The organism is Halorubellus amylolyticus (assembly GCF_034808145.1).
Taxonomy (GTDB): domain Archaea; phylum Halobacteriota; class Halobacteria; order Halobacteriales; family Natrialbaceae; genus Halorubellus.
In genome coordinates, this window is the sequence record NZ_JAXHGM010000001.1 from 499,577 (window position 1) to 524,596 (window position 25,020).

Annotated in this window: 28 protein-coding genes and 1 tRNA gene; 15 read left to right on the forward strand and 14 right to left on the reverse strand. The window is 69.2% G+C overall.

The window, feature by feature from the left end; translation table 11 throughout:
- The first annotated feature begins 49 nt into the window (after positions 1-49).
- Together SM754_RS02490 and SM754_RS02495 are read left to right on the forward strand one after the other, a co-directional pair.
- Positions 50-826 carry an SDR family NAD(P)-dependent oxidoreductase gene (locus tag SM754_RS02490; RefSeq protein ID WP_323674632.1) on the forward strand — a complete coding sequence of 259 codons (777 nt, stop codon included), beginning with the start codon at positions 50-52 and terminating at the stop codon, positions 824-826.
- Between the two features lie 69 nt (positions 827-895).
- Positions 896-1,099: a hypothetical protein gene (locus tag SM754_RS02495; RefSeq protein ID WP_323674633.1), complete on the forward strand. Its 204-nt coding sequence runs from the start codon at positions 896-898 to the stop codon at positions 1,097-1,099.
- Here the strand turns inward: SM754_RS02495 and SM754_RS02500 are convergent.
- The 3 genes from SM754_RS02500 to SM754_RS02510 form a co-directional block, all read right to left on the reverse strand.
- A complete protein-coding gene (locus tag SM754_RS02500; protein ID WP_323674634.1) occupies positions 1,096-1,566 on the reverse strand; it encodes a DUF7384 family protein in 471 nt (156 codons plus the stop codon). The genes SM754_RS02495 and SM754_RS02500 overlap by 4 nt on opposite strands.
- 145 nt (positions 1,567-1,711) lie before the next feature.
- Complete coding sequence (locus tag SM754_RS02505) at positions 1,712-2,599, reverse strand: dihydrodipicolinate synthase family protein (RefSeq protein WP_323674635.1); 888 nt, start codon at positions 2,597-2,599, stop codon at positions 1,712-1,714.
- Between the two features lie 244 nt (positions 2,600-2,843).
- Positions 2,844-3,503, reverse strand: coding sequence for a potassium channel family protein (locus SM754_RS02510; RefSeq protein ID WP_323674636.1), 660 nt, complete (start codon positions 3,501-3,503; stop codon positions 2,844-2,846).
- A gap of 179 nt (positions 3,504-3,682) precedes the next feature.
- On the opposite strand from SM754_RS02510, the gene pan2 reads away from it, so the two are divergent.
- From pan2 to SM754_RS02555, 9 genes are all read left to right on the forward strand, one after another.
- A complete protein-coding gene (gene pan2, locus SM754_RS02515; RefSeq protein WP_323674637.1) occupies positions 3,683-4,924 on the forward strand; it encodes a proteasome-activating nucleotidase Pan2 in 1,242 nt (413 codons plus the stop codon).
- Between the two features lie 176 nt (positions 4,925-5,100).
- Positions 5,101-5,643 carry an amino acid-binding protein gene (locus SM754_RS02520; protein WP_501993731.1) on the forward strand — a complete coding sequence of 181 codons (543 nt, stop codon included), beginning with the start codon at positions 5,101-5,103 and terminating at the stop codon, positions 5,641-5,643.
- On the forward strand, positions 5,640-6,590 hold the full coding sequence (locus SM754_RS02525) for a homoserine dehydrogenase (RefSeq protein ID WP_323674639.1): 951 nt from the start codon (positions 5,640-5,642) through the stop codon (positions 6,588-6,590). The genes SM754_RS02520 and SM754_RS02525 overlap by 4 nt, the downstream gene beginning before the upstream one ends.
- Before the next feature lie 276 nt (positions 6,591-6,866).
- Positions 6,867-8,132: a translation elongation factor EF-1 subunit alpha gene (tuf, locus tag SM754_RS02530; RefSeq protein WP_323674640.1), complete on the forward strand. Its 1,266-nt coding sequence runs from the start codon at positions 6,867-6,869 to the stop codon at positions 8,130-8,132.
- A 3-nt stretch (positions 8,133-8,135) separates the two neighbouring features.
- Positions 8,136-8,444, forward strand: coding sequence for a 30S ribosomal protein S10 (gene rpsJ, locus SM754_RS02535; RefSeq protein WP_227132365.1), 309 nt, complete (start codon positions 8,136-8,138; stop codon positions 8,442-8,444).
- A 71-nt stretch (positions 8,445-8,515) separates the two neighbouring features.
- Positions 8,516-9,172, forward strand: a complete 657-nt coding sequence (locus tag SM754_RS02540) for a rhomboid family intramembrane serine protease (protein WP_323674641.1) — start codon at positions 8,516-8,518, stop codon at positions 9,170-9,172.
- A 30-nt stretch (positions 9,173-9,202) separates the two neighbouring features.
- Positions 9,203-9,274 (forward strand) — tRNA-Ala (locus SM754_RS02545).
- 134 nt (positions 9,275-9,408) lie between these two features.
- Positions 9,409-9,996: a mechanosensitive ion channel family protein gene (locus SM754_RS02550; protein WP_323674642.1), complete on the forward strand. Its 588-nt coding sequence runs from the start codon at positions 9,409-9,411 to the stop codon at positions 9,994-9,996.
- A gap of 124 nt (positions 9,997-10,120) precedes the next feature.
- The gene (locus tag SM754_RS02555) at positions 10,121-10,882 is read left to right on the forward strand and encodes a CehA/McbA family metallohydrolase (RefSeq protein ID WP_323674643.1); all 762 of its coding nucleotides are present in this window, start codon (positions 10,121-10,123) and stop codon (positions 10,880-10,882) included.
- Between the two features lie 33 nt (positions 10,883-10,915).
- Here the strand turns inward: SM754_RS02555 and SM754_RS02560 are convergent, their stop codons facing one another.
- The 5 genes from SM754_RS02560 to kynU form a co-directional block, all read right to left on the reverse strand.
- Positions 10,916-11,920, reverse strand: coding sequence for a hypothetical protein (locus SM754_RS02560; RefSeq protein ID WP_323674644.1), 1,005 nt, complete (start codon positions 11,918-11,920; stop codon positions 10,916-10,918).
- Between the two features lie 166 nt (positions 11,921-12,086).
- Complete coding sequence (locus SM754_RS02565; RefSeq protein ID WP_323674645.1) at positions 12,087-13,199, reverse strand: serine/threonine-protein kinase; 1,113 nt, start codon at positions 13,197-13,199, stop codon at positions 12,087-12,089.
- A 74-nt stretch (positions 13,200-13,273) separates the two neighbouring features.
- The gene (locus SM754_RS02570) at positions 13,274-14,122 is read right to left on the reverse strand and encodes an SDR family oxidoreductase (RefSeq protein ID WP_323674646.1); all 849 of its coding nucleotides are present in this window, start codon (positions 14,120-14,122) and stop codon (positions 13,274-13,276) included.
- A gap of 98 nt (positions 14,123-14,220) precedes the next feature.
- Positions 14,221-15,525: an RNB domain-containing ribonuclease gene (locus SM754_RS02575; protein WP_323674647.1), complete on the reverse strand. Its 1,305-nt coding sequence runs from the start codon at positions 15,523-15,525 to the stop codon at positions 14,221-14,223.
- Between the two features lie 249 nt (positions 15,526-15,774).
- Positions 15,775-17,067, reverse strand: a complete 1,293-nt coding sequence (gene kynU / locus SM754_RS02580; RefSeq protein WP_323674648.1) for a kynureninase — start codon at positions 17,065-17,067, stop codon at positions 15,775-15,777.
- Positions 17,068-17,200: 133 nt separating this feature from the next.
- On the opposite strand from kynU, the gene SM754_RS02585 reads away from it, so the two are divergent.
- On the forward strand, positions 17,201-18,214 hold the full coding sequence (locus SM754_RS02585; protein WP_323674649.1) for an alpha/beta hydrolase: 1,014 nt from the start codon (positions 17,201-17,203) through the stop codon (positions 18,212-18,214).
- Between the two features lie 172 nt (positions 18,215-18,386).
- The gene (locus tag SM754_RS02590; protein ID WP_323674650.1) at positions 18,387-19,550 is read left to right on the forward strand and encodes a PrnB family protein; all 1,164 of its coding nucleotides are present in this window, start codon (positions 18,387-18,389) and stop codon (positions 19,548-19,550) included.
- Between the two features lie 6 nt (positions 19,551-19,556).
- Here SM754_RS02590 and SM754_RS02595 read toward each other — a convergent pair whose 3' ends face one another.
- The gene (locus tag SM754_RS02595; protein ID WP_323674651.1) at positions 19,557-19,826 is read right to left on the reverse strand and encodes a hypothetical protein; all 270 of its coding nucleotides are present in this window, start codon (positions 19,824-19,826) and stop codon (positions 19,557-19,559) included.
- A 138-nt stretch (positions 19,827-19,964) separates the two neighbouring features.
- Entirely contained in the window at positions 19,965-20,261 is a 297-nt protein-coding gene (locus SM754_RS02600; RefSeq protein ID WP_323674652.1) for a DUF7562 family protein, read from the reverse strand.
- A gap of 132 nt (positions 20,262-20,393) precedes the next feature.
- Here SM754_RS02600 and SM754_RS02605 point away from each other — a divergent pair, with 132 nt between their 5' ends.
- Positions 20,394-20,873 carry an RNA-binding protein gene (locus SM754_RS02605; RefSeq protein ID WP_323674653.1) on the forward strand — a complete coding sequence of 160 codons (480 nt, stop codon included), beginning with the start codon at positions 20,394-20,396 and terminating at the stop codon, positions 20,871-20,873.
- A 66-nt stretch (positions 20,874-20,939) separates the two neighbouring features.
- On the opposite strand, the gene SM754_RS02610 is transcribed toward SM754_RS02605, so the two are convergent.
- Both SM754_RS02610 and SM754_RS02615 read right to left on the reverse strand, forming a co-directional pair.
- On the reverse strand, positions 20,940-21,656 hold the full coding sequence (locus SM754_RS02610) for a DUF1028 domain-containing protein (RefSeq protein WP_323674654.1): 717 nt from the start codon (positions 21,654-21,656) through the stop codon (positions 20,940-20,942).
- A 110-nt stretch (positions 21,657-21,766) separates the two neighbouring features.
- A complete protein-coding gene (locus SM754_RS02615; RefSeq protein WP_323674655.1) occupies positions 21,767-22,171 on the reverse strand; it encodes a DUF7994 family protein in 405 nt (134 codons plus the stop codon).
- A 103-nt stretch (positions 22,172-22,274) separates the two neighbouring features.
- On the opposite strand from SM754_RS02615, the gene SM754_RS02620 reads away from it, so the two are divergent.
- Complete coding sequence (locus SM754_RS02620) at positions 22,275-22,637, forward strand: cell division protein SepF (protein WP_323674656.1); 363 nt, start codon at positions 22,275-22,277, stop codon at positions 22,635-22,637.
- 288 nt (positions 22,638-22,925) lie between these two features.
- Here the strand turns inward: SM754_RS02620 and SM754_RS02625 are convergent, their stop codons facing one another.
- Positions 22,926-23,303: a NifU family protein gene (locus tag SM754_RS02625; RefSeq protein ID WP_323674657.1), complete on the reverse strand. Its 378-nt coding sequence runs from the start codon at positions 23,301-23,303 to the stop codon at positions 22,926-22,928.
- 120 nt (positions 23,304-23,423) lie between these two features.
- Entirely contained in the window at positions 23,424-24,980 is a 1,557-nt protein-coding gene (locus tag SM754_RS02630) for an LVIVD repeat-containing protein (RefSeq protein ID WP_323674658.1), read from the reverse strand.
- Between the last annotated feature and the right edge of the window lie 40 nt (positions 24,981-25,020).

A 25,020-nucleotide genomic window follows, 5' to 3' on the forward strand; every position in this document is an offset into this window, starting at 1 on the left:
GCGCTCCGAGAGCGGAGCGATTAACGTCCCGGCGCCCGCGACTTCGACCGTGAAGGACACAGCCCTCGTCACCGGTGCCTCCGGCGGCATCGGTCGCGCACTCGCCCGCCAGTTCGCTCGCCACGGCCACGACGTCGTCCTCGTCGCCCGCAGCGACGACGCCCTCGCCGACGCCGCCAGCGAGTTCGAGGACCGCTACGGCGTCACCGCCACCACCATCGTCCACGACCTCGACCAACCACACGCCGCGGACGCGCTCTACGACGACGTCCAGGAACGCGACCTCGACGTCGGCATCCTCGTGAACAACGTCGGAATCGCCACGTACGGCGAGTTCCACGACGCCGACCTCGGCTCCGAACGCACCCAGCTCCGCCTGAACGTGGAGACGCTCGTCGTCCTCACGCGACTGTTCCTCGCGGACTTCCGCGAGCGCGACGACGGGAAGATTCTGAACGTCGGGAGCACCGGCGGGTTCGTTCCCGGCCCGAAGATGGCCGGCTACTACGCGTCGAAGGCGTACGTGAACTCGTTCAGCGAGGCGCTCGCGATCGAGAACCGCGACACCGGCGTCGACGTCAGCGTCCTCTGCCCGGGCCCCGTCGACACGAACTTCCAGGACCGCGCGGACATGACCGACTCCGTCGTCGGGTCGATGTTCATGAACGACGCCGAATCCGTCGCCGCCGCCGGCTACCGCGGTCTCCTCGGCGATGACACCGTCATCCTCCCGAGCCTCGTGAGCAAGGCGACGTACTACGGGGAGCGCATCACGCCCCGTCCCATCCTCCGGCGGGTCGTCGAACGCGTCAACGGTGACCGGTAGCGAACCACCGAAACCCGAACCTGCCGCTCGGCCGGTATCGTTTTGACGCGTCCGGCTGCCCGACAGCGTATGTCGGAGTCGCAACTCGAAGCGGTCGGTGTGGCGCGAGTCGCAGGTGCGCTCACCGTCCTGTCGGAGCTGGTCGTCGTCGCCGTGGTCCTCTGGGTGTTCGCGGACGACGTCGTCATGGTCGGCGCGGGCGCACTGTGGGTGCTCGTGTCCGCGCCGGTGATGTACGTCGCGCTCGCGAAGGCGTTCCGCGAGAGCGTCTAGGCGCGCGGGTCGCGGTCCGGGCCCGGGTAGTAGTCGTCGAACTCGACGGCGTAGAGGCTCGCGGCGTCGAACAGGCGCGCGAACGCGTCCGGTGGTCTCACCGACAGGTTCGCGTGCGGTTGGACGCTCATCCCCGCGTGGACGCTCCCGAGCGCGTCGTCGAACGACAGGAGGTGCGCGGCGTCGCCGCGGACCGCGGACGCGAGACCGGGGTGGTCGCCGGGGTCGTGGTCGACGCGTTCGGTCGCGGTGGCGGCGCGCTCGCGCCACGCGGCGGCGAGGTCGTCGGCGGCGAGCGCCGCGACCACGGCTTCGGCGTCGTCCAGCAGGTGGTCGCTCGCGACGAGCGTCAGCCACGAGTGCGAGCGCACGTGGTCGAGCGCGTCGCGGCTCGCACCGCCGACGAGGACGTCCGCGGCGAGGACGTCCGCGTCCGCGACGATCCGCGTCGGCGACGCGTCACTCATCGTCGCCCTCGCGGTGCTCGCGGAGCGTCTCGCTGACGTCCACCTCGGTCACGTCCAGGTCGGTCGTCGCGTCGAACAGCTCGGCCCAGGTCATGCGTCGACGTTCACGGCCCCGGTCAAAGAACGCGCCGGTCGCCGCCTCGAATCACTCGACGGACGCGGCGGCGAGTGCCTCGTCGACGAGCGCGACGAGCTCCGCGCGGACGTCGTCGCCGACGGGTTGGAACGGGCGACGCGGGTAGCCGGCGGCGTAGCCGCGCGAACGCATCGCGGCCTTCAGTCCCGGGACGCCGTACTCGGCGGTCACCGCGCGGTTCAGCTCCACGAGGTCGCGGTTGCGTGCACGTGCCGCGTCGCCCTCGTCCGCCACGTGTAACTCGTGAACGTCCGCGGCGAGCTCGGGCACGACGTTCGCGAGCGCGAGCACGCCACCGACCGCACCCGCGTCGAGCCCGGCTGCGTACACGCTCCCGGACCCGACGAGCACGTCGAAGTCGGCGTCGGCGGTGAACGCCACGTACCGCTGGAGGGTCTCCAGGTCGCCGCTCGAGTCCTTGATGCCGTGGACGTTCTCGTGCGTGGCGAGCGACTGCACGGTCCGCGGCGGAAGCGTCGTCCCCGTGTACTTCGGGACGCTGTAGAGGTAGACCGGTATCGGGCTCGCGTCGGCGACGCGCTCGTAGTGCGTCGCGATAGCGCTCGCGTCGTGCTGGTGATAGAACGGGGAGACCACCAGCGCCGCGTCCGCGCCGACGTCGGCCGCCGCCCGCGTCTGCTCGACGGTCACGCGCTCGCTCGGATGCCCCGTCCCGGCGACGACGGGCACCGTCGCCGCGTCGGCGACGACCTCGACCACGCGCGTTCGCTCGTCCACGCCGAGGTGGACGGCCTCGCCGTTCGACCCGCACGGCACGACGAAGTCGACGCCCTCCGCTTCGACGGTCTCGACGAGCGACCGTAACGCCGCCTCGTCCACGTCACCAGCCTCGTCGAACGGCGTTGCGAGCGGCAATCCAGTCCCTGAGACGAACATACGCTCGTCTCCGGCGGCCACCGGCAAAAACGCTCCCGTCACACCTCCGTCCGCCGGTCGTCTGACGGAGTTTTATTGAAACCCGGACGCATGGAATCGATGGGCGCGCACACGGCCTCAGTTCCCATCCGAATCCATCGCGCGCCCGTCGCTGTCTCTCTCCCCTTGGGTACCGACGTGGGGTCACACGACGACGGAACCCCGACGGTTCCTTTCGACCGACGGCTCGACGACGACCGGCCGGTCAGGCGGCCGCGTGGAAGCTCTTACGGACGGCATCGACGTCGTCCTGGTCGACGACGACCGCGACGCGGTCACCGGCCTCGAGTTCGACCGTCGGCAGCGGGATGGTCAGTGATTCGTCCGCGCTTCCGTGCGCGTACACGCGAGCCTCCTCGGGGAGGTCGACGCTCACGAGGCGCTGCCCGACGAGCGGCGAGTCCGCGTCGACCGTGAACACCGAGAACCGGAGCTGTTCGGTGATGTCCGCGAGGACGTTGAAGTCACCGCCGAGCATCGCCGTCTTCGCGCCCGCCGCCCCAAGCCGTTCGGGGTAGATTATCTCGTCGACGTCCTCGGCGTACTTCTCGTAGATGTCCTCGCGGTAGTCCTCGTCGATCCGGAGGACGGTGCGTGCCCCGTGGTGCTTCCCGACCATGCACGCGGCGAAGTTCACGTTCAGGTCCGGCGTCAGGGCGCCGATGGCGTCCGCGTTCGCGATTCCGGCTTCCTCGAGGACGGATTCGGCCTGCCCGTCCCCTTCGACCACGGTGTAGCCGGCTTCGCGGGCGCGTTCCACGCGCTCGTGGTCGTTGTCGACGAGGACGACGTCGTGGTCTTCTTCGCTGAGGATGCGGGACGTTCGCTTGCCGACGCGACCGTACCCCACGATAACGAACTTCATGGACGTTCGGTACGCGGCCACCGGATAAAAAGCCCTGTCCCCGAACGAGCGTCGAGCGGACTCGACGCCGAGATGCCGCCGGAACGCCGGGCGATTCGATGCGTTCGTCCGGCCGCGTGTCCTTCGGCGTGCGCTAACCCAAAGGTCCTTTTACGACCGTCGCATACGACCGACAACGAATGTCCCGGAGTCCCTCATTGCCCGACCGTCCCAGGCTCGATCTCGACCAGGACATGTCGGACGAGGAACGCCTCGAGGCGCTTCGAGAGCACTTCGTGGAGATCACGGACGTCCACGAGGAGCTCTCGAGCCAACTCGAGACCGCCGACGAGCGACGCGAGGAACTGAAAGCCGAAGTCGACCACACCGAACGCGAGAACGAGGCGCTGAAGACCTCGTCGCTGTACATCGCGACCGTCGAGGAGGTCGCGGACGAGCAGCAGGAGGCGGTCGTCAAGCAGCACGGGAACAATCAGGAGGTCCTGACGGACGTCTCGCGGCGGATGGCGGACGAACTGCAGGCCGGTGACCGCGTCGCCGTCAACGATTCCTTCAGCGTGCAGACCATCCTCTCCGGGGAGACCGACGCTCGCGCGCAAGCGATGGAGGTCGACGCGAGCCCGGACGTCGTCTACGACGACATCGGCGGTATCGAGGAGCAGATCCGGGAGGTACGGGAGGCCGTCGAGGAACCGCTCGTGAATCCCGCGCAGTTCGACACCGTCGGTATCGACCCGCCGAGCGGCGTGCTGCTGTACGGGCCGCCGGGGACGGGGAAGACGATGCTCGCGAAGGCGGTGGCGAACGAGACGGACGCGACGTTCATCAAGATGGCCGGGAGCGAACTCGTCCGGAAGTTCATCGGTGAGGGCTCGCGGCTCGTCCGCGACCTCTTCGAGCTCGCCGAGGAGCGCGAACCCGCCATCATCTTCATCGACGAGATCGACGCCATCGCCGCCAAGCGCACGGAGTCGAAGACTAGCGGTGACGCGGAGGTCCAGCGGACGATGATGCAGCTGCTCAGCGAGATGGACGGGTTCGAGGCGCGCGGGAACGTCCGCATCATCGCGGCGACGAACCGCTTCGACATGCTCGACCGCGCCATCCTCCGCCCCGGTCGCTTCGACCGCCTCATCGAGGTGCCCGAGCCGGACGCCGAAGGCCGGAAACACATCTTCCGGATCCACACGCAGAACATGAACGTCGCCGACGACGTGGACTTCGAGGCGCTCGCCGCGCAGACCGAGGGGTACTCGGGCGCGGAGATCGAGAGCATGACGACCGAAGCCGGGATGTTCGCGATCCGCGACGAACGCACCGAGGTCCGGACGGCGGACTTCGAGGAGGCGATCGAGAAACTCGAGAACGAGGACTCCGGGACGCCGGTTCCGAGCGCGGGCTACACCGCGTACCACTACTGACGACAGCGACGACGGGACGACTTCCGACGATATCGTCGTCGGGACGACTCTCGACGACAGCGGTCGTCTCCTCTGATGGCTAAGTTCGACGACGGCGAGACTTGTGCGTGGCTGAAGGCTTATACGAGAGAACGCGATTGGTTCTCCCATGGACGACCGACGGAACCGACAGGGAGGTGGCTCGGGTGGCCACTGACGTGGACGCGGCGGTGCGGGCGTACACGGTCCGGCTGGAGCTCGTCGACGAACCCGGCGAGTTGCTGCGGGCACTGGAACCGATCTCGGAGAACGGCGGGAACTTGCTCTCGATCTACCACGAGCGCGGGAACCTCACACCGCGCGGGAACATCCCCGTCGAGGTCGACCTGGAGTGTCGCCCGGACCGGTTCGACGTCGTCGTCGACGCGCTCCGGGACGCGGGCGTCACCGTCATCCAGGCCGGCGAGGACGCGTACACCGAGCAGGTGACGGTCCTGCTCGTCGGGCATCTCGTCGACACCGACCTGTCCGATACGCTCTCGCGCGTGGAGGCGTGCTCGGCCGCGTCCGTCACCGACCTGTCGCTGGACGCGCCCGAGGGGACCGATGACGTGTCGAGTGCTCGCGTGCATCTGGCGGTCGAGTCCGATGGCGTCGTCGAGGCGCTCGAGACGGTTCGAGCGGTCGCCGACGAGAAGGACCTGCAGGTCGTGGAACCGCTCGTGGAGGGGTCGGCGTGAGGCTCGCGATCATGGGTGCGGGCGCGGTCGGTCGGTCCGTCGTCGCGCTCGCGGGCGAGCACGGGCACGACGTCGTCGCGGTCGCGGACTCCCGGACCGCTGTCGTCGACGACGACGGCGTGGACGCGCAAGCGGTCCTTGAACGGAAGTCCGAGCGTGGGCGCGTCGGCGAACTCGACGCCGAGGTGGCGCTCGAAGCGGAGTACGACGCGCTCGTGGAGGCGACGCCGACGACGCTCGACGACGCCGAACCGGGGTTCTCGCACGTCGCTCGCGCGCTGGCTCGCGACAGGGACGTCGTCCTCGCGAACAAGGGCCCGGTCGCGGAACGCTACGCCGACGTCGTCGACCTCGAAGCCGAGAGCGCGGGTCGAGTGCGGTTCGAAGCGACGGTCGCCGGCGCCATCCCCGTCCTCGGGACCATCGAGGACTACGGTCGCTCGCAGGTCACGGCAGCGAAGGGGATATTCAACGGGACCGCGAACTTCGTGCTGTCGCGGATGGCCGCCGAAGGCCTCTCCTACGAGCACGTGCTCGCGGAGGCGCAGGACCTCGGTGTCGCCGAAGCGGACCCGACGTTCGACGTCGACGGGACCGACGCCGCGCTCAAGTGCGTCATCCTCGCGAACGTCCTCGCGGACGGCGACGCGACGTACACGCTCGCCGACGCCGACGTCGAAGGCATCCGCTCCATCCCACCGAGCGCGCTCGACCTCGCCGCCGATGACGGCCGGACCGTCCGTCTCGTCGGCGAAGCGACCGCCGACGGCGCCCGCGTCGGGCCGCGACTCGTCCCCGAGGACGGACCGCTCGCCGTCACCGGCACGCGGAACGTCGTCCAGCTCGACACCGAAGCCGCCGGTGCGCTCGAACTCGGCGGCCGCGGTGCCGGTGGCGACGAGACGGCGAGCGCCGTCCTCGCTGACGTCCGTCGACTCGCGGACTGAACCAGCGTCCGAGGGCAGGCTTCGCACCGATGCCGGAATCGGGTCGCCTGACCGGACTCGACCCGTCTTCGTAGAATCGTCTTACTCCGGGTACACGCCACCTTCGTGACCGTCGTCGCCCTGGTCCGGTATCGACGTCGCCAACTCGACCATGCGTGACATTGACAACATCAAACCACCAGACGGCGACGGGGTATCGGGTAGCGCGTATCGAAATCGTTTTAACCGTTTCTGCCGAAAGGATTCCACACAGCGCCTCTGCGCGTGAGACAACCAATGAGCGACCAACACCAGAACCTGGCCATCATCGGCCACGTCGACCACGGGAAGAGCACACTGGTCGGGCGACTCCTCTTCGAGACGGGGAGCGTACCCGAGCACGTCATCGAGCAGCACCGCGAGGAAGCGGAAGAGAAGGGCAAGGGCGGCTTCGAGTTCGCCTACGTCATGGACAACCTCGCCGAAGAGCGCGAGCGCGGTGTCACCATCGACATCGCCCACCAGGAATTCAGCACCGACGAGTACGAGTTCACCATCGTCGACTGTCCTGGCCACCGCGACTTCGTCAAGAACATGATCACGGGCGCGTCCCAGGCCGACAACGCCGTCCTCGTCGTCGCCGCAGACGACGGCGTCGCCCCGCAGACCCAGGAGCACGTCTTCCTGGCGCGCACCCTCGGCATCGGCGAGCTCATCGTCGGTGTCAACAAGATGGACCTCGTCGACTACGGCGAGACGAAGTACAAGGAGGTCAAGAGCGAAGTCACCGACCTCCTCAAGCAGGTCCAGTTCAACACGGACGACGCCGAGTTCATCCCGATCTCCGCGTTCGAAGGCGACAACATCGCCGAGCGCTCCGACAACACGGAATGGTACGACGGCCAGATCCTCATCGAGGCCCTCAACGACCTGCCCGAGCCGGAGCCGCCGACGGACGCGCCCCTCCGACTCCCCATCCAGGACGTCTACACGATCTCCGGCATCGGTACCGTCCCCGTCGGGCGTATCGAGACCGGAATCATGAACATCGGCGACAACGTCAGCTTCCAGCCCAGTGACGTCGGTGGCGAGGTCAAGACCATCGAGATGCACCACGAGGAAGTCCCGAAGGCCGAACCCGGCGACAACGTCGGATTCAACGTCCGCGGCATCGGCAAGGACGACATCCGCCGCGGTGACGTCTGTGGCCCCGCCGAGGAGCCGCCGAGCGTCGCCGAGACGTTCCAGGCACAGATCGTCGTCATGCAGCACCCCTCGGTCATCACGGCCGGGTACACGCCGGTCTTCCACGCCCACACGGCGCAGGTCGCGTGTACGATCGAGAGCCTCGACAAGAAGATGGACCCCTCGTCTGGCGAGGTCGCGGAGGAGAACCCCGACTTCATCCAGACCGGCGACGCAGCGGTCGTCACCGTGCGCCCGCAGAAGCCCCTCAGCATCGAGCCGTCCTCGGAGATCCCCGAGCTCGGTTCGTTCGCGGTCCGCGACATGGGTCAGACCATCGCGGCCGGGAAGGTCCTGTCCGTCGAAGACCGCGAGTAATCCATGCAGCAGGCTCGCGTTCGACTCGCCGGGACGAGCCCCGACGACCTCGACGACATCTGCGACGACGTCCGCGACATCGCGGAGAAGACAGGCGTGTCGCTGTCGGGGCCGATTCCGCTGCCGACGAAGACGCTGGAGGTGCCCTCGCGGAAGTCCCCGGACGGTGAGGGAACGGCGACGTGGGAGCACTGGGAGATGCGCGTCCACAAGCGTCTCATCGACCTGGACGCGGACGAGCGTGCGCTCCGCCAGCTGATGCGGATTCAGGTTCCGAACGACGTCAGCATCGAGATCGTTCTCGAGGACTAGGCGTCTCTCTCGCGCACGGCTTCTTTCACTCTCCTCAACACTGAAGAGCCGCGAGGCCGCTAGGGTCGTGTATGGGTCTCCGTGGGAGTCCGACCGTGGACACGCTCGTCGCGTTCGCGGTGGTGTTCGTCTTCCAGCAGGTCACCGCGCTGTTCGAGCTGGCGCTCGGGCTCGGGCAGGTGTACCAGACGTTGTTCGTCCTCGGTGGTCCCGTGACGCTGCGGCCGTGGACGGTGTTCACGAGCGTGTACGCGCACGCCGGCGTCGGCCATCTGGTGTCGAACGCGATCGCGCTCGTGCTCGTGGGGTTCGTCCTGGAGCGGTATACGACGCGCCTCCGGTTCCACGTGTTCTTCCTCCTCACCGGCGCACTCGCTGGACTCACGCAGGTCTGGTTCGGTGGTCTCCTCAACGGACTACTGGACGGGCCGGTGGTCGGCAGTGCGGTCCTCGGCGCAAGTGGCGCCGTTCTCGCGCTCTACGGGTACGTCCTCGGCGGGAACCGCCTCACGACCGCGCTCGCCGACCGCCTCCGCGTCGGACCCGCCGTCGAATGGTTGCTCGCACTCACAATCGCCGCCGTCCTCACCTGGGTGACCGCCAGTCCCGGCGTCGCTCTCATTGCGCACTTCACCGGCGTCCTCCTCGGGCTCGCCGCCGGCCGCCTCGACGTCCTCGCACCCCCGCCAAACACCCACACGGACCGACGAAACGCAAGCTACAAATAACCACCACCCACTACGAAGAAACGCGACCGCGGGCTCGTAGATCAGAGGTAGATCGCTTCCTTCGCAAGGAAGAGGCCCTGGGTTCAAATCCCAGCGAGTCCATTTCTCAGTTCACTCCGTTCACGGAGCCAACGGGCTCGCTGTAGTCCCCGTTCCTTCCGTCCGCTTGTCTAGGTCCCCACGACCGACTCGATTCGTCCCGTGGGTTTTCGTGTGGGCCGGGAGTCCCGTGTGGTATGCAGACGCAGACTGGTGCGGAGCCGGTGGACGTGGAGGCGGTGATCGAGGAGTTCGTGCGTGGTATCGTGGAGGCGATACCGCACGTGCTGCTCGGGATACTGTTCCTGGCGATCGCGTACGTGTTGATTCGCGTGGTGCTCGCGGTGGTGCGGCGGGTGTTCGACGAGATATATCCGGCGGACCAGCAGCTCGTCGTCGATCTCTGGGTCGCTATCGTGGGCGTGTTCCTGTGGTTCGGGGCGGCGCTCGCGTTGTTCAACATCGTCGGACTGGGGGACGTGGCGGCGAGTCTCGGGACGGCGAGCGGGTTCGTCGGACTCGGCGTGGCGTACGCGCTGAAGGAGATGATCGCGGACACGGTCGCGGGCGTGTACCTCCTCCGCGACCCGGACTTCAACGAGGGGGACGTGGTGGAGAGTGCGAGCGTCACCGGTGAGATCGTCGCGATAGATCTGCGGAAGACGCGGTTGCGCACGGAGGACGGCGACCTCGTCGTGGTCGCGAACCGGGACGTCGAGAAGCGGTGGCGGCAGGAGTCGGTCGGGTCCGTGAGCGCGCAGAGCGAGCACGCCGTCGGCGACTGAGCGCGCTCCCCCTCACTCGGTCACGCTTCGTCTTCGATGTCTAAATCGCGGCACGTCGCGAGCGGGAACCCGATGCTTCGGGGGAGAAGGTTCACGTCGGTCGGGGGAGAAGAGTGGATGACTGATGGCTGATGACCGAACGCTGCTCTCGCTGGACCTGCACGTGCACTCGTCGTTGTCGTACGACGGGCACGAGCCCGTGGAGCTCCTGTTGGAGCACGCGAGCGATATCGGGCTTGACGGTGTCGTGGTGACGGACCACGACCGTATCACGGCGAGCGTGGAGGCGGCGGAGCTCGCTCCCGAGTACGGGCTCGTCGGTATCCCGGGTGTGGAGGTGTCGACTGCGGAGGGACACCTGCTCGCGATCGGTGTCGAGGAGCGGCCGGCACGCGGGATGCGCTATCGCGAGACCGTCGAGCGCGTGCGGGAACTCGGTGGGGCGGCGGTGGTGCCGCATCCGTTCCAGCGGACGCGGCACGGCGTCCGCCGGCGGGTGCTCGACGACACGACGGTGGACGCGGTGGAGGTGTACAACTCGATGCTGTTCACGGGCTGGCGGAATCGCAGGGCGCGTCGGTACGCGGCGTCGTACGGCTACGGGGCGGTCGCGGGCAGTGACGCGCACTACCTGCCGAACGTCGGGCGGGCGTACACGGAGGTCGCGGTCGACGCTGCGGGCGTTGCGGACGTCTCCGTCGAGCAGGTCGTCGAGGCGCTCTCGAACGGCGATACGAGCGTCGTCGGCCGGCGGACGCCCATTTCGAAGTCCACGGTCCAGTACGGGAAGGGCGCGCTCCGGAAGGGCCTCTACGAGTTCACGTCCCGTGCGCCGTTGCTGCCGGCGTGGCCGAGTTCCATCGCGGAGTACCGCACCGACCAGTAGCCCGCCGCGAGGTGGAGTCGAGTCACTCGGCGTTCAGTCGCTGTCGCTGGCGTTCGGCCACGCGCTCTCGGGCGCGTCGCGGTCGTCGTACGCGTCCGGGAGCGCGTCTTCGAGCGCGGCGGCCGCGTCGACGTACCAGCGGCTCGGGACGTCGTCGTCGGTCCGGTACTTGCTGTCGAGCGGACGGACGGCGAGGTCGCCGTCGCGGTCGACGAGCGCGAACGTCGCAACGTGCTCGCCGTCGGTGACGCGAGCGTGCTCGTCGTCGCGAGCGACCCACTTGACGTGGAATCGGCTCCCCGGGGCGAGCACGCCGACGCCGAGGTCGGTGGCGTCGTCGCCGCCGGCCGATGCGTTCCCGCGCCGGTCATTGTCGGCGTCGGGTCCGGGGGCGAGCGTCCCGCCGTCGAGCGCGCTGGACGTCGTCTGCGCTGCGGATTCGTCGACGCGCGCGGTCGCTCGCGGGACGTCGTCGTCCCTCGCCTCCCCCGCTTCGTCGTCGGTCGCCGGAGCGTCGGTTGTCGACACGTCGTCGTCGCGGTCGATGGCGTCCGTCTCGGGTTCGACAGTGACGTCGCTCCCGTCGTTCCCGTCGATGCGGTCCACGTCGACGTCGGTGAGCGCGGCGAGTCCGGGTCGCAGGACGTCGCGCCAGTGCGCGTCGACGCCGTCGGGTGTGACGCTGTTCACGGGGTCGGCGGCGGCGACGAGCTCCTCGGAACTCGCTTCGGGGTGTGCGAGGGCGTGCTCGCGGGCGTCCTCGACGGTCTGTAGCTCCGTGCCGGTGAACGTTCGGCCGTCGGCGGTCGTCATCGTCATGTCCGATTCGGCGGTGGTCTGCCCACCGAGCACGTCGACGACGCTCTCACCGTCGTTCCCGACGGTGTCACGAGTGGACGCGTCCTCTGACGCCTCGTCGATAGCGTCCGCGAGGGGGTCGTCGTACGACCGGTCGCGGAGCCTGAGGAGATACCTGCGGCCGAAGAGGACCACGCAGGCGCCCACGACGTAGACCCAGCCTTCTAGCTCGGAAACCATCTCGTTCGTAGGCTGCGTGTAGTGGTTGTGTCGGGGGTCATCGTTGGTTTCGGTCGCGTTGGTGTGGTCGCGCTCTGATCGGTCGCGCTCGACTCGCTGTCCGTCTCGTCCCGTCGTGCTGCGAGCGCGAGCGGACGGGAACGCCGATTTAGTTCCTCTTAAAACGTCAGTGTAATATAGGTTCCGGGTCTCGGGAGTGCTGGACGGCGACGTCCGCGGCGGCGACGGCGCGCGTCGCCCAGGTGCGGTCGTGTCCGCGGCGTGCATCGACCGACGGGAATCGGACGACGCCATCGTCGCCCACGAGCAGGGCGGTGCGGTCGTCGCCCGCGGCCACGTCCACCATCGTCCGGCTCTCGTCGGTCGGGGGCGCGTCAGCCGCTTGCTCGTCGTCGCTGGTGGTCGCGTCCGGTCGGCCGTGGACGGTGCAGTCGAACGCGTCGACGGTCGGGCCGCGTTCCGCAGGTGTGACGACGGCCGGGGTCTCGTCTCCTGCGCCGGCGGGGCTGCCGTCCGCAGCCGGCCACGGCGAAGCCGCGTCGTCGAGCGCGTCGAACTGGGCCGGGAGCGCGGATTCGAGCGCGTTCGCCGCGTCGACGAACCACTCCGCGGCCGGGCCCGCGACGTCCTCGCGACGGTACGAGCCGGAGGCCGGCGCCACCGCGAGGTCGCCGTCGCGGTCGACGACGTCGAACGCCGCCCGGTCGTCCGCGCCCTCGACCAGCACCCGACGACTGGTGACGTCCACGTCCGCGACGGCGAACGGTCCCGGCAGCGTCGCCCCGAACGCGGGTTCGTCCCGTGGTCGCGTCAGCGCGTACGCCGGCCGGAACGCCGTCGCGTCACCGAAGCCCGGGAGGTCGCTCGCGCGCTCGCGGAGCGCCGTCGAGGGTGCCTCGCGTTCCCCCGCTCGAACCGCGTCCAGGTCGACGTCGGTCTCCGCGGCCAACCCGGGTGCGACGACGTCCGCCCACCAGGCGCGCGGGGACAGGCGCCCGCAGCGAGCGAGCGGTCGGACGTCGAGCAGGAGGTCGTCGACGCACGCCTCGGGGTTCGCGGCGAGATACGAGTGCGTACGCTCCACGGCCTCCCACTCGCGGTCGTCGAACGCCCGACCGTCGTCGAGGACCACCTGCGCCGTCTCACGGTTCGGGTGCGGCCACGTCGACTCGTAGGGGGTGACGTCGCGGAGGAGCGTGCTCTCGTTCGCGACGAACACCACCAGCGAGAGCAGGACGAAGATCACCAGTGCGGTCGCGACGATCGACCCTGTCACCATCAGTACTCGCGTTTCGTGTCTCGAAAGAAATACGTTGGGGGTCGGTAGCCGAGTTCCGGTCGCGGGTGGCGACGTCAGTACGAGCGTTCGTACTCGGCGTCGAACATCTGCGCGCTCGTGGGCGCCGGGTCGCCCTCGGTGAGGTTGTACTCGCCGAAGTCCTCGATGCCCGCCTCCACGAGCAGCTCCTCGTCGTAGAACGCGTTCCCCGTGCACTCCGCGGGGTCGCGCTTGAGAATCTCCAGAACGGCGTCGCTCACGACGTCGGGCGTCCGCCAGTCGTCCTCGGTCCCCAGCCCGAAGTACCGCGTCGCGCGCGTGTCGATGGCGGTCGCCGGCCAGAAGCTGTTACAGCCGACGTCGTGCGCCGACAGCTCCTGGGCGAGACTCAGCGTCACGAAACTCATCCCGAGCTTCGACCACGCGTACGGCGCCTTCCCCGGCGACCGGTCCGTCGTCACCGGCGGCGCGTTCGTCAGAATCCAGCTCCCGTCCTGCTCCTTGAGGTGCGGGATGAACGCACGGGAGACGAGCGTCGTCCCGCGGACGTTCACGTCCGTCATCAGGTCGAAGCGGTTCGCCGGCAGGTCCTCGACGTTCGCGAGCTGGATCGCGCTCGCGTTGTTGATCACGATGTCGATCTCTCCGAACTCGTCGATGGCCTCCTCGACGGCGGCCTCCACCGCGTCCTCGTCGCGGACGTTCAACTGGATAGCGTGCGCGTCCACGCCCTTCGCCTCGCACGCCTCGGCGGTCTTGTGAATGGTCCCCTCCAGGTCGCTGTCGGAGTCGTCGACGGTCTTCCCCGTCGACACGATGTTCGCGCCGGCGTCGGCGAGCGCGAGCGCGATCTCCTTCCCGATACCGCGCGTCGTCCCCGTGATGAACGCGGTCGACCCGCTCAGGTCTGGTGCAGTCGGCATACCCCCTCCAACGTCGGGAGGGGTTGTGGGTGTTCGGGAACGCGCGACGGTACCGAGAAGGGTTGCTGACGGCTTCGTTCGAGGACGGCGCTCGCGTCTCAGTAGCCGGTGACGTCCGCGTCCTCGGGGTCGTCGACGACCTCCAGGCCGCGGTTGTTCACGGCGTTCGCGTCGAGACCGACCTCCGTGAGGAAGTCCTTGTACTCGCGCTCGCACGTCTCGGCGTCCTTCTGCTTGTCCGACGCGCGCTTACACAGCGCCTGGAGGTCCTCGGGGACGTCGTTCGTGTACACTATCCAGTGATTGATGAGGTCGCTCAGGCGGCGGATGGGGCTCGTGAAGTGCCCGTAGATGTCGAAGTTCAGCGCGTGATGCCCGCCGAACGGGTCGCTCATGTACTTCGCGCGCGGCATCACCTTCATCACCGCCCACTGGATGTTGTCCAGGTGCCGCGACGGGGCGTCCTCCAGCGTCGCGTTCACGGCCTTCCGCGGGTCGTCCCAGCTCCCGCCCGGGATCGACACGCCGTCGAGGTCCTGTATCTCGACGAGGGCCTTGTCCCACTCGTCGGGCGTCGGCTGGGGGTGCACGCGGTACATCGCCTCGACGCCGCGATTCCACATGAGTTCGTGCGTGACGGCCTTGTTCGCCTTCAGCATGCACTCCTCGATGATGGTGTGCGCGCGGTCCCGGCGCGGGTTCAGGACGAGCGACCCGTCCTCCTTGCGTTGCTCGTGCATCTGGTCCGCGACCTCGAACACCATCTGGTTCTCGTCGTGGAGGTCGGCGTCGGGGTCGTCGAGGCGCTGCTCGGCCTGACTGTACGTCAGGCGTTCGTCGCTCTCGATGACGGACTTGTAGATGTCTATCTCCTCGTACCCGAGGTTCTCCTTGTCGAGTTCCATCTCGACGGTGTGCGCGAGGCGGTCCTCGTTCGGGACGAGCGAGCAGACGGTCTCGGCGAGCGTCGGCGGGAGCATGTGCATCGTGTACGCCGGCAGGTACACGGTGTTCGCGCGCTCGACCGCCTCGCTCCACATCTTCGTCTCCGGGTGGACGTAGTGCGTGACGTCCGCGATGTGCACCCACAGCGTGTACGTTTCCTCGTTCTCGCGGATACTGATCGCGTCGTCGAAGTCCTGGGCGTCGATGGGGTCGGTCGTCCACGTCGTCAGGTCGCGCAGGTCCTCGCGCTCGTCGAGTTCGTCCTGGATCTCCTGCTGGACGCCCTCCGTACGCGCTTCGGCTTCCTCGATGACGTCGGGCGGGAACTCGTCGCGGATGTCGAACTTCTCGAAGAGGTCCTCGCGCTTGTTCTCCAGGTGTCGCGCGAGTTCCTCGTCTATCTTCACCGGGCCCTGGCCCTCGGCGGTCCCGGCCTCGGCCTGCGCGTTATCGCTCATGGCACCGGCTACGCGGGTGGGGCAGGAAAACGTGTCGACAGGCGTGCCGACGCGCCGCCGCCGAGGAGCGAAGCGACGAGCGCGGCGGCGCGAGGCACGTCGCCCGCGGTCGCTATAGCACTCCGTGGTGCCGGGCGGTGCGGTAGGCGGTAGAGCGAAGCGACGAGCGCGGCGGCGCGAGGCACGTCGCCCGCGGTCGACGAGGACCTTCCGCGGCGGCCGTGTCGTCGTCTGGCGCGCCGGGAGCGATTACGTGACGCCGCCGGTCTGCTGGTCGTAGTCCTCGTATTCGCCGGAGTCGAGGATGTCCTCGATTATCGCGACGACGTCGTGGACGTCCTCGAAGCCGACGTAGAGGGGGGCGGGAGCGACGCGGACGACGTTCGGTTGGCGGAAGTCGGTGACGACGCCGTGGTCGCGGAGCGCTTCGGTGAGTCGATACGCTTCCTCGTGTTCGAGCGCGACGTGCCCGCCGCGGCGGTCGGGGTCGCGGGGCGTCCCGACCTCGACGCCGTGCGCGGCGAGGCGGTCGTCGGCGAGGTCGACGAGGAACTCGGTGAGCGCGACGGACTTCTCGCGGATGGCGTCGATGCCGGCGTCGTGGACGACGTCGAGCGCGCCGTCGAGCGGCGCGGCCGAGAGGACGGACACGGTCCCGACCTGGTGACGGCCGGCGTGCGGTGCGGGGTCGAACGCCAGCTCCATGTCGAACATCGTCTCCTTGTCGTTGCCCCACCAGCCCGCGAGCGCGGGCTCGACGCCGTGGTGGCGCTCGTGCACGTAGAGCCCGGCGATCGCGCCCGGACCGGCGTTCAGGTACTTGTAGCTGCACCAGACCGCGAAGTCCACGCCGACGTCGTGGAGGTCGTGCGGGACGACGCCGACTGAGTGCGCGAGGTCGAACCCGGCGTACGCGCCGTGCTCGTGAGCGGCTTCCGTGATGCGTTCGACGTCCAGCAGCTGGCCGCTCCGGTAGAGGACGCTCGGCATGAACACGATACCGACGTCCTCCTCCTCGATGGCGTCGACGACGGCGTCCGCGTCGATGGTGCGACCGTCGTCGGATTCGACGCGCAGCAGGTGCTCGTCCGGGTCGAGGTCGCGCTGGCGGAGCTGGGCGGCCATCGCGTAGTGGTCCGTCGGGAAGTCCAGGTCGTTCGCGAGGACGCCCGCCGGCTGGTCGTCGTCGCGCGCGTCGAGGAACGACCCGATCAGCTTGTGGATGTTCACGGTCGTCGAGTCCGCGACGACGACCTCGTCGTCGCGCGCGCCGACCAGCGGCGCGAGCTTGGCGCCGATCCGTTCGCCGTAGTGGAACCACTCGGGGTCGGAGTCGGTCCACCCGCGGATGCCGAGGTCCCGCCATTCCGCGACGGCGTCCTCCAGGCTGTCCGCGGCGTCGGTCGATATCGGGCCGAGCGAGTTCCCGTCCATGTAGTACTCGTCGGGGACGTCGAAGCGCTCGCGGAACTCGGCGAGCTCGTCGTCGGCGTCGCGTTCTCGGGCGCGTTCCAGCGCGGTCCCCGCGTCGGAGTCGTCCATACTGACGGGCACGACGGGCGGGCACGTACCGATTTCGGTGCCGGGCGTCGACCACGTCCGGCTTCGGTGCTCCCTCGACCGCTCTCGGGCTGGCGGCGGTGGGTTTAGGTCGCCGCCGGGCGAGGCGACGCGTATGACAGACGCCGAGGGCGGGGAGTTGGACGCGGAGTTCGCGGGGCTCGTCGAGTCGTTCGCGGAGACGGGACTGCCGCCGTGGCACTCGATGGCGGTCGACGCGGCGCGCCGCCTTGAGGACGACGTGTTCGGGGACGGTGGTGGCCCCGAGATGACGACCGTCCGCGAGTTTGCCGTCGACGGTCCCGATGGAGAGCACTCGATACCGGTTCGCGCGTACCGTCCGACGGACCGTCAGCGGCGCGACGCCGGCGTCGACGGCGACCCGGGGGTGCTCGTGTTCGCGCACGGCGGCGTGTTCGTCCTCGGGACGCTCGACTCCGCGGACGACGTCTGCCGGGCGCTCGCGGCGGGTACTGGTCGCGTCGTGCTCTCGGTCGACTACCGGCTCGCGCCCGACCACCCGTTCCCGGCGGCGGTCGACGACGCGTTCGCCGTCGTCGAGTGGGCCGGGGAGTACGCGGACGCGTTCGGCGCGGACACGGACGCTGTCGGGGTCGCCGGGACGAGCGCCGGTGGCGGCATCGCCGCGGCGACCGCGCTCCGCGCCGGCCACGTCGGCGTCGACCTCGACGTCCAGGTGCTCCTCTACCCGATGCTGTCCGCCGAGAGCGCGTTCGACGGGCCGAGCGCGCCGGCCGCTCGCGCCCGCCGTGCGTCCTACGACGAGCACGACGACGCGGCGCTCCTGTCGACCGCGGACGTCGCGTGGGGGTGGCGTCGCTACCTCCGCAGTCCCGTCGACGCCCACAATCCCTTCGCCGCCCCCCTCGGCGCGCCATCGCACCTGCTCGCTGACGCCCCGCCGGCGGTCGTCGCCACCGCCGGTGTCGACGTCCTCCGCGACGAGGCCGCCGCGTACGTCGACGCGCTCGCCGACGCCGACGTCCCCGTCACGCACGCCCACTACCCGACGCTCGCCCACGGCTTCTGCAGCGTCACCGACGACGTCGCTCTCGCCGCCGACGCCGTCGACGAGGTCGCGGACGCGGTCGACGACCACGTTCGCTGACCGGTTGCGAACCGGGTCCGACGACGACCACGTCCGCTGACCGACGCCCGACCGGCGTCCGCCAGATGCGCTCTTCGACGTACGAACCTGCACGCTACGCGGCCCTTCTGGCGGGTTACGCACGGACGTCGCCGGGAAGTTTGATTGACCCCATCCGCCCTACGTGTGTAGTATGGATGCAGAAACCGGGTCGGTCCCGGACCCGCGAGCGCACGGCGTCAGTCGCGCCCGCGGGTTCCTCCCCGACGACGACCCGCTCGTCTCGTTCAGCGACGACCCAGTCCCGCCCGGCGCCGCCGGCGCGCTGGACGCGCTGGACGCGCTCGTCGACGCACTCCCCGAGCACCTCGCGGACGGGACGCTCCGCGACCGCACCCGCGCGCTCGAACCGGTCGACCCGGCGGTCGTCGACGACCTCACCGACCGGCAGGTCGTCCGCCTCCGTCAGGTCGCGGGGTTCCTCGCCAGCGCGCACGTCCACGCCATCGACGCCGACCCCGTCGACTCGATACCCGCAGGGCTCGCCGTTCCCCTCTACGAGGCCAGCGACCGCCTCGACCAGAAACCGATGCTCGCGTACGACACCCAGGGACTGCACAACTGGCACCTCCGCGACCCACGCGAGGGGTTCGCGGTCGACAACGTCGACGCCGTCGTCTCCTTCACGGGCCTCGACGACGAACGCTGGTTCTACGCCGTCCACGTCGCCATCGAGGCCGCCGCCGGTCGCGCGCTCGTCGCCGCGGGCGACGCCTACCAGGGCGTCCACGACGACGACCGCGCGCTCGTCGAAGCGGCGTGTCGCGAGATCGCCGAATCGCTCGGCGAGTGCACGCGCATCATGCAACGCATGACCGAAGGGAACGACCCCGCGGTGTTCGCGACCGACTACCGCCCGTACTTCGACGGGTTCGACGACGTCGTCTACGAGGGCGTCGACGCGCTCTCCGGCCCGCAATCGTACCGCGGCGGCAGCGGCGCCCAGAGCAGCGTCCTCCCCGCGCTCGACGGCGCGCTCGACGTCGACCACGCAGCGACCAGTCTCCTCGACCACCTCCGGGACATGCGCGAGTACATGCCGCCCGAGCACCGCGCGCTCGTCGCCGACTTCGAGGCCGCCTCGGGGCTCCGCGAGTACGTCGCCGGGAGCGACCCGGCGCTCGTCGACGCGTACAACGACGCCATCGACGCCCTCCACGACTTCCGGAAGATACACCTCTCGCAGGTCGTCCAGTACATCGTCGCCGCCACCGGCGACGCCACCGGCACCGGCGGCACCGACTTCATGCAGTTCCTCGGCACCATGCGGAACGAGACCGCGGACACCGGGCTGTAGGGCCCGCTACGTCTCGGGTTCCCAGCGCGGGTCAGCGGTCATCACGGGCACCACTTCGTCGAGGTTTGCGCGTGCGGCGCCGTAGAAGCGCTCGCGACCGGTGGGTGACCGGACGCGGAGGACAGCGGTGTGCTCGGTCACGCCGAACGCGGCGAGCGCCCAGTTCCCCGTGACGTACTCGAACGCGGCGACGCGAGTCGCGTCGTCCCCGTCGATCACGCGCGACCCGAGGTCGTGACTGAGTCGCGAGCGCGGCGTCAATGCGGGCGGGAACACTGCTGGCAACCGCGGTCTAGACGGCCCCCGACCGCGACCTCCATGGGTAGCCATATCGCTCGATGTCGCGTCTCACAGCAATAACCCACACGATACCCCCGCGACCGCTGGTCGTCACGACTCCGCGCTCCCGCCTCGTCACTCCTCGATCTGGCCGTAGCGCTCGTGGACGGCGTCGACGTACGCCGCGAGGAACGACTCCTGGCTCTGCCCGTCGCCCGCGTCGAGCTCGACGAGCAACGCCTCGAGCTCGTCGCGGGGCTGATGGCACTCGCGTCGGAAACACGGCTTGCAGAGGTACTCGAACGCCTTCCCGTTGCGCTCCCAACGGTCCCCGTGTTTGTCGTACTCGCGGGCGTCGTCGCGGGGCACCTCCGCCCCGCACGCCACGCACGCGACCGGGTCGCTCCCTGAATTGCTCCCTGACCGCCACATACGCGCACCGACGATGCCTCGGAACTTGTAGTTTCGCCCGGTGTCCCGAACCGCGCAACACCGCGACGGTACCACGTCGCGCCACGCCGCGAGACGCGTCCTTTAAGCCGGTCGCTGTCGAGATTCTCGCGTATGGAAGTCAAGTCCCGGCATCATCTCCGGAGCGACGACGTACGCGAGGTCGAGGACGCGGTCGCGGACGCGCTCGGCGTCGACCTGGACGGCGACACGTACGAACTCGTCGAGATCGAGGACGGCGAGTTCGACGTGGTGCTCGTCGACGGCGAACCGGACGTCCTCTACGTCGAGGACGAACCGTTCCTCACCGTCTCGGGCGCGAACGAGCACCCGCCGGCGACGCGCGTCGTCACGGTCGACGCGGGCGCCATCTCGTTCGTCTCGAACGGCGCGGACGTCATGCGTCCCGGCATCGTCGAGGCGGACGACGCAATCGAGTCCGGCGACCTCGTCGCCATCGCCGAGGAGTCCCACGGGAAGGTCCTCGCCATCGGGCGCGCGCTCGTCGACGGCGACGACATGGTCGGCGACGAGGGCAAGGTCGTCGAGAGCGTCCATCACGTCGGCGACGACCTCTACGAGTTCGACGTCTAGCGACGCGCGCTCCCACACCGCGGTCTCGCGGCGCGGCCGGTCACTCCTCGGCGGCGTCCATGCTGACTATCCCTCTTCGGCGGCGTCCATGTCGTCGTCCTCGTAGGCGTCGCCGTACTTCTCCAGCGCCGCCTCGTACCCCTGCTTCGCGTACTCGTAGGTCTCTCGGAGGTCCGCGAGCGGCGTCTCGGTGGCGTCGACGCGGAGGTCGTCGTAGTACGGTTCGGGCTCGCGGCTCTCGGTGGTCGCGACCTTCACCGCGGCGGACTGGACGGTGAGGTCCTCGCGCTTGTCACCGCCCTCCTCGTGCCCGGCTTCGAGCGCGTCTATCAGGCGGAGCGCGAGCGGTCGGTCGTCGTCGCGCGTCCCCTCGTAGACGTCGCTCGTCGCGGTGAGGACGTCGGAGCCGGTGAGGAGGTTCCCGGCGACGGTGTGGGCGTCGCCGACGACGTCGTCGTAGAAGTCCATGCACTCGTCGCCGCTGAACGCGAACTCGCCGTCGCGACCGACGCCGTGAAGCTGGCGCGCTTCGGCGTTCTCGTCGGCGTTCAACAGCGACTGGAGGGCGTCCTCGACGCGGAGGCCGTCGTCGAGGTACTCGATGCCCTTCCGACCGAGGCGTTCGTTCACGAGGCTCTGCGTGGCGACCGCGCCGTTCTCGCTGACGAACGGACACATCGTCCCGACCCCCGGCAACCGGGTCGTCACCGCCACGCCGAACCGCGTCTGCTCGTCGCCCGCCTCGTCCTCGTACGTCTCGCGGACGCAGATGCTGAACGTCATGTCGGATGGTACCGAACCGAGGCTGAAAAGCGTCCGTCTCGCGGCAGCGCGAGCACGCCCGGTAGCGCCATCGCGCGTCGGCGGCGCGGCCGACGGTCGCCGGCCACGGTTCAGAGCGAGAGGACGCGGTCGACGTTCCCGGTCACCTGGAAGTGCCGGCCGTCGCGCGCGATGTCGATGCCCATGAACGCGAGGCAGAGCGACCCCACGACCGCGCCCCCAGCCGCGACGAGGCTTGCCGTCGAATCGGCGGTCGAGAACATGCCGGCGAAGCTGAGGGCGTTCGCGAACGCGACCAATAGGTAGGAACCGCCGAGGAGCTGTCGCCAGGAGACGCTGACGGAACCGAGTTCGACGGCGGCGACGCGCCCGGCGAGCACGCCGAGGGCGCCGGCGACGACGAACAGGGGCATCGTCGACTGTTCGAGCGCCGCTCGCAACCCGAACACGGCGGCGAACACGGTCGGGACGAGGAGGAGGGCGAGGCCGAACCACGCGAACAGGGACTGACGCATACCCGAAACGTCTCCCCGAGGCGACAAGTAAGCTGCGGGAGTCGACGCCCCTCGACGCGGGTTGACGCAAGAACTATACGGTTGCCGTCGGTCCCTTCTCGGTATGGGCTTCATGAGCAAGATCCTCGGGGGCCGCAACGAACGCAGCACCGAGGACTACGTGCAACTCGACGTCGGCGACTTCGACGCCGCGGCCTCTGGCGACGCCGCGATGCAGGTGCATATCGCCGAGGTCGACGGGCAGGCCGACGCCATCGACATCAAGGACGCGGTCTACGACGGCGACCTCGTCATCGCCGACATCACGCGCCTCCGCACCGAGGACGCGACCGTCGAACACATCGTCGACGAACTCCGACAGGTCGCCGACGAGGTCGGCGGCGACATCGTCCAGAAGGGCGACGACCAGCTCATCGTCACCCCCACGGGCATCAAGATCTCTCGCGAGAAGCTCGGCCGGGACTGACCGGGTGCGCGACCGCCGACGCTCCTTCTCCGCGGCTCTCCTCGACCCATCGACCAGCGACGGCCGGGCCGATACCATCGTCGGCGCTCACTGGACTGGTGCCTCGGGCAGCGCTCACCGGAATGGTACGACGTTGGGCGGCTGACGCCCGACCGTCGGAGCGCGGGGAGAACGACCCTGACGTTCGCGAGCAACCGATTCCTGAAGCGTTCTCCGTTCGTTATCGACGATAGCGAGGAGAACGTTCGCACGCGAAACTGCGGTTCGGCGCGGGCGTCTTGGAGCCGGCTAGAAGGAGTCCTTGCCGGGGTTGCTGGAGCCCCAGTCGCCGCGGCCGCCTTCGGTGCGGTCGACGCCCATGATGGACTCGGCCTGGTCGACGCCGAGGCTCTCGCCCGCGTCGGGGACGCGCACCGTGACGTCCTCGATCTCGTCCCACGTGAGGAGTTCCGCTTCGATGTTCCCGGTGGTGATGTTCGCGACGTCGCAGCCCTTGCAGCCGCCGCCGAGTTCCACGATGACCTCGCCGGTCTCGGGGTTCGCCTCCCGGACGGCGCTCGTGCCACCGTGCATCTGGATGATGGGCATCTGCTTCGTGAGCCACGTCTCGACGCGCTCCCGGAGCGCCTCCTCGGTCGCGTCGGCGTCGGTCGCGTCCGTACTCATTAGGTCCGGATAGCCTGCGCGCGAGGATAACGTTTGGGTATCGGTCGCACGATTCCTCTCGAACGACCGTGAGAGACCGCACGCCGTGGGCGTCCGCATCGGGTCGACGGTCGTGCGGACTCAGGCGTCGTCGTCGCCGCGCCGTCGGAGGAGTCGCGCCGCGCCGACCGCCAGTCCACCGACTGCCGCGACCGGGCCGAACCCGGGGAGTGGACTGCCGTTGTCGGCGTCGTCGTCCACGACCGTCGTCGACGACCCGGTCGTCGTCTCCGGGACGCCAGTCCCACCGCCGCCCTCGGTCGGATACGTCGTCGTCGGCTCGGTCGTGGTGGGGTCGGTCGTCGTCTCCGTACTGGTCGGCGACCGCGCTTCCAGTTCCTCGCAGGACCACGCGACCGCCGACGGCGGCTCGCTCATCTCGCCGGCGACGTCCGGGAACGTCAACAACCCGTGCGTGACGTCCCCGCTCATCCCGCCCACGGCGTGACTTGACGCGACGAAGAACTCGCCGGGCGCCGCGAGCTTCGCCGTCCAGAACGCGCGCTCGGTCGGCGACGCCCACCACGCGACGCGCTCGGGGTTCGCCGGGTCGCTCACGTCGTGGACGCTCACGCCACCCTGATACCACGACGCGTACAGCTTGCCGTTCCGGAGGTCGAAGTTGTGGCTCGTCGTCCACGTCCCGCCGCGGTACGCGTTGCTCGCCGACACCGGCGGGTCGACGTGCCCGACGCGCTCCGGATTCGTCTCGTCGCTGATGTCGTAGAACGTGATGCCCGACGGCCCGCCCGAGCCGTCGCCCGCCTCGAGGTCCCAGGACTCGCCGCCCTCGGCCATCAGCGACGCGTCCTCGTTCACCGTCACGTAGTGGGCGTTCCCGCCCGGTTCGAAGTACGCCGGCTGCGTGAGTTCCTGGTTCTCTTCGAGCGTGTACTCGCCGACGCGCGAGACGAACGACGGGTTCGCGGGGTCCGAGACGTCGACGACGAACACGCCGGCGTCCCAGTACGCGCAGTACGCCACCCCGTCCTGGACGTAGAGGTCGTGTAGCGGCGCGTTCTTGGGGCGCGCCCAGTCCTCGTTCCAGTCGCCGGGCTCCCAGGTCGCGAGGCGCTCGAAGGAGTCTCCGGAGACGTCGACGATGTCGACCTCGAGATTGAAACTCGTCGTGAGGTACGCGACGCCGTCGACGAGCGCGGCGTTGTGGATGCCGTTCTCGGGCGTCGCGAACCAGTCACCGACCTGCGTCGGGTTCGCCGGGTCGCTGACGTCGTAGAGGTAGAACCCGCGCGGCCCACCGCCTTGCGCCGCGGTCGGCACGAGCAACTGGCCGTCGTCGTACTTCACGTCCAGGACCTCGCGGACGGCACTCCCGTCCGGGCCCTGCAGGCCAGCGGTCTCCGCGACGACCGTCGGGGTCGCCGGGTCGGAGACGTCCACGGTCACGAACCCGCTGCCGACCGCGACGAACGCCGTCTCACCGTCCGGCGTCACCACGGCCTCGGCCGCACCGTCGATGTCGACCTGGCCCCGTGGCGCGTACGCCCCAGTCGACGCGGCGGGGGTCGCTCCCGTGTCGGTCGCGCTCGCCGTCGACCCGAGCGTCGCGAGCGCAAGCCCGCCAACGCCCGCGCGAAGGACGTCGCGTCGCTGCAGGGACCGGTGATCGCGTTCCATGCAACCGTCCAACGGAGCACCGACAATAAGACTGTCTACC

Excerpts from the sequence above, each read along its gene's own strand:
- SM754_RS02495 (WP_323674633.1), top strand. The coding sequence starts at position 896 with ATGTCGGAGTCGCAACTCGAAGCGGTCGGTGTGGCGCGAGTCGCAGGT.
- SM754_RS02500 (WP_323674634.1), bottom strand. The coding sequence starts at position 1,566 with ATGAGTGACGCGTCGCCGACGCGGATCGTCGCGGACGCGGACGTCCTC.
- SM754_RS02505 (WP_323674635.1), bottom strand. The coding sequence starts at position 2,599 with ATGTTCGTCTCAGGGACTGGATTGCCGCTCGCAACGCCGTTCGACGAG.
- SM754_RS02510 (WP_323674636.1), bottom strand. The coding sequence starts at position 3,503 with ATGAAGTTCGTTATCGTGGGGTACGGTCGCGTCGGCAAGCGAACGTCC.
- pan2 (WP_323674637.1), top strand. The coding sequence starts at position 3,683 with ATGTCCCGGAGTCCCTCATTGCCCGACCGTCCCAGGCTCGATCTCGAC.
- tuf (WP_323674640.1), top strand. The coding sequence starts at position 6,867 with ATGAGCGACCAACACCAGAACCTGGCCATCATCGGCCACGTCGACCAC.
- rpsJ (WP_227132365.1), top strand. The coding sequence starts at position 8,136 with ATGCAGCAGGCTCGCGTTCGACTCGCCGGGACGAGCCCCGACGACCTC.
- SM754_RS02540 (WP_323674641.1), top strand. The coding sequence starts at position 8,516 with ATGGGTCTCCGTGGGAGTCCGACCGTGGACACGCTCGTCGCGTTCGCG.
- SM754_RS02550 (WP_323674642.1), top strand. The coding sequence starts at position 9,409 with ATGCAGACGCAGACTGGTGCGGAGCCGGTGGACGTGGAGGCGGTGATC.
- SM754_RS02555 (WP_323674643.1), top strand. The coding sequence starts at position 10,121 with ATGGCTGATGACCGAACGCTGCTCTCGCTGGACCTGCACGTGCACTCG.
- SM754_RS02560 (WP_323674644.1), bottom strand. The coding sequence starts at position 11,920 with ATGGTTTCCGAGCTAGAAGGCTGGGTCTACGTCGTGGGCGCCTGCGTG.
- SM754_RS02565 (WP_323674645.1), bottom strand. The coding sequence starts at position 13,199 with ATGGTGACAGGGTCGATCGTCGCGACCGCACTGGTGATCTTCGTCCTG.
- SM754_RS02570 (WP_323674646.1), bottom strand. The coding sequence starts at position 14,122 with ATGCCGACTGCACCAGACCTGAGCGGGTCGACCGCGTTCATCACGGGG.
- SM754_RS02575 (WP_323674647.1), bottom strand. The coding sequence starts at position 15,525 with ATGAGCGATAACGCGCAGGCCGAGGCCGGGACCGCCGAGGGCCAGGGC.
- kynU (WP_323674648.1), bottom strand. The coding sequence starts at position 17,067 with ATGGACGACTCCGACGCGGGGACCGCGCTGGAACGCGCCCGAGAACGC.
- SM754_RS02585 (WP_323674649.1), top strand. The coding sequence starts at position 17,201 with ATGACAGACGCCGAGGGCGGGGAGTTGGACGCGGAGTTCGCGGGGCTC.
- SM754_RS02590 (WP_323674650.1), top strand. The coding sequence starts at position 18,387 with ATGGATGCAGAAACCGGGTCGGTCCCGGACCCGCGAGCGCACGGCGTC.
- SM754_RS02600 (WP_323674652.1), bottom strand. The coding sequence starts at position 20,261 with ATGTGGCGGTCAGGGAGCAATTCAGGGAGCGACCCGGTCGCGTGCGTG.
- SM754_RS02605 (WP_323674653.1), top strand. The coding sequence starts at position 20,394 with ATGGAAGTCAAGTCCCGGCATCATCTCCGGAGCGACGACGTACGCGAG.
- SM754_RS02610 (WP_323674654.1), bottom strand. The coding sequence starts at position 21,656 with ATGACGTTCAGCATCTGCGTCCGCGAGACGTACGAGGACGAGGCGGGC.
- SM754_RS02615 (WP_323674655.1), bottom strand. The coding sequence starts at position 22,171 with ATGCGTCAGTCCCTGTTCGCGTGGTTCGGCCTCGCCCTCCTCCTCGTC.
- SM754_RS02620 (WP_323674656.1), top strand. The coding sequence starts at position 22,275 with ATGGGCTTCATGAGCAAGATCCTCGGGGGCCGCAACGAACGCAGCACC.
- SM754_RS02625 (WP_323674657.1), bottom strand. The coding sequence starts at position 23,303 with ATGAGTACGGACGCGACCGACGCCGACGCGACCGAGGAGGCGCTCCGG.
- SM754_RS02630 (WP_323674658.1), bottom strand. The coding sequence starts at position 24,980 with ATGGAACGCGATCACCGGTCCCTGCAGCGACGCGACGTCCTTCGCGCG.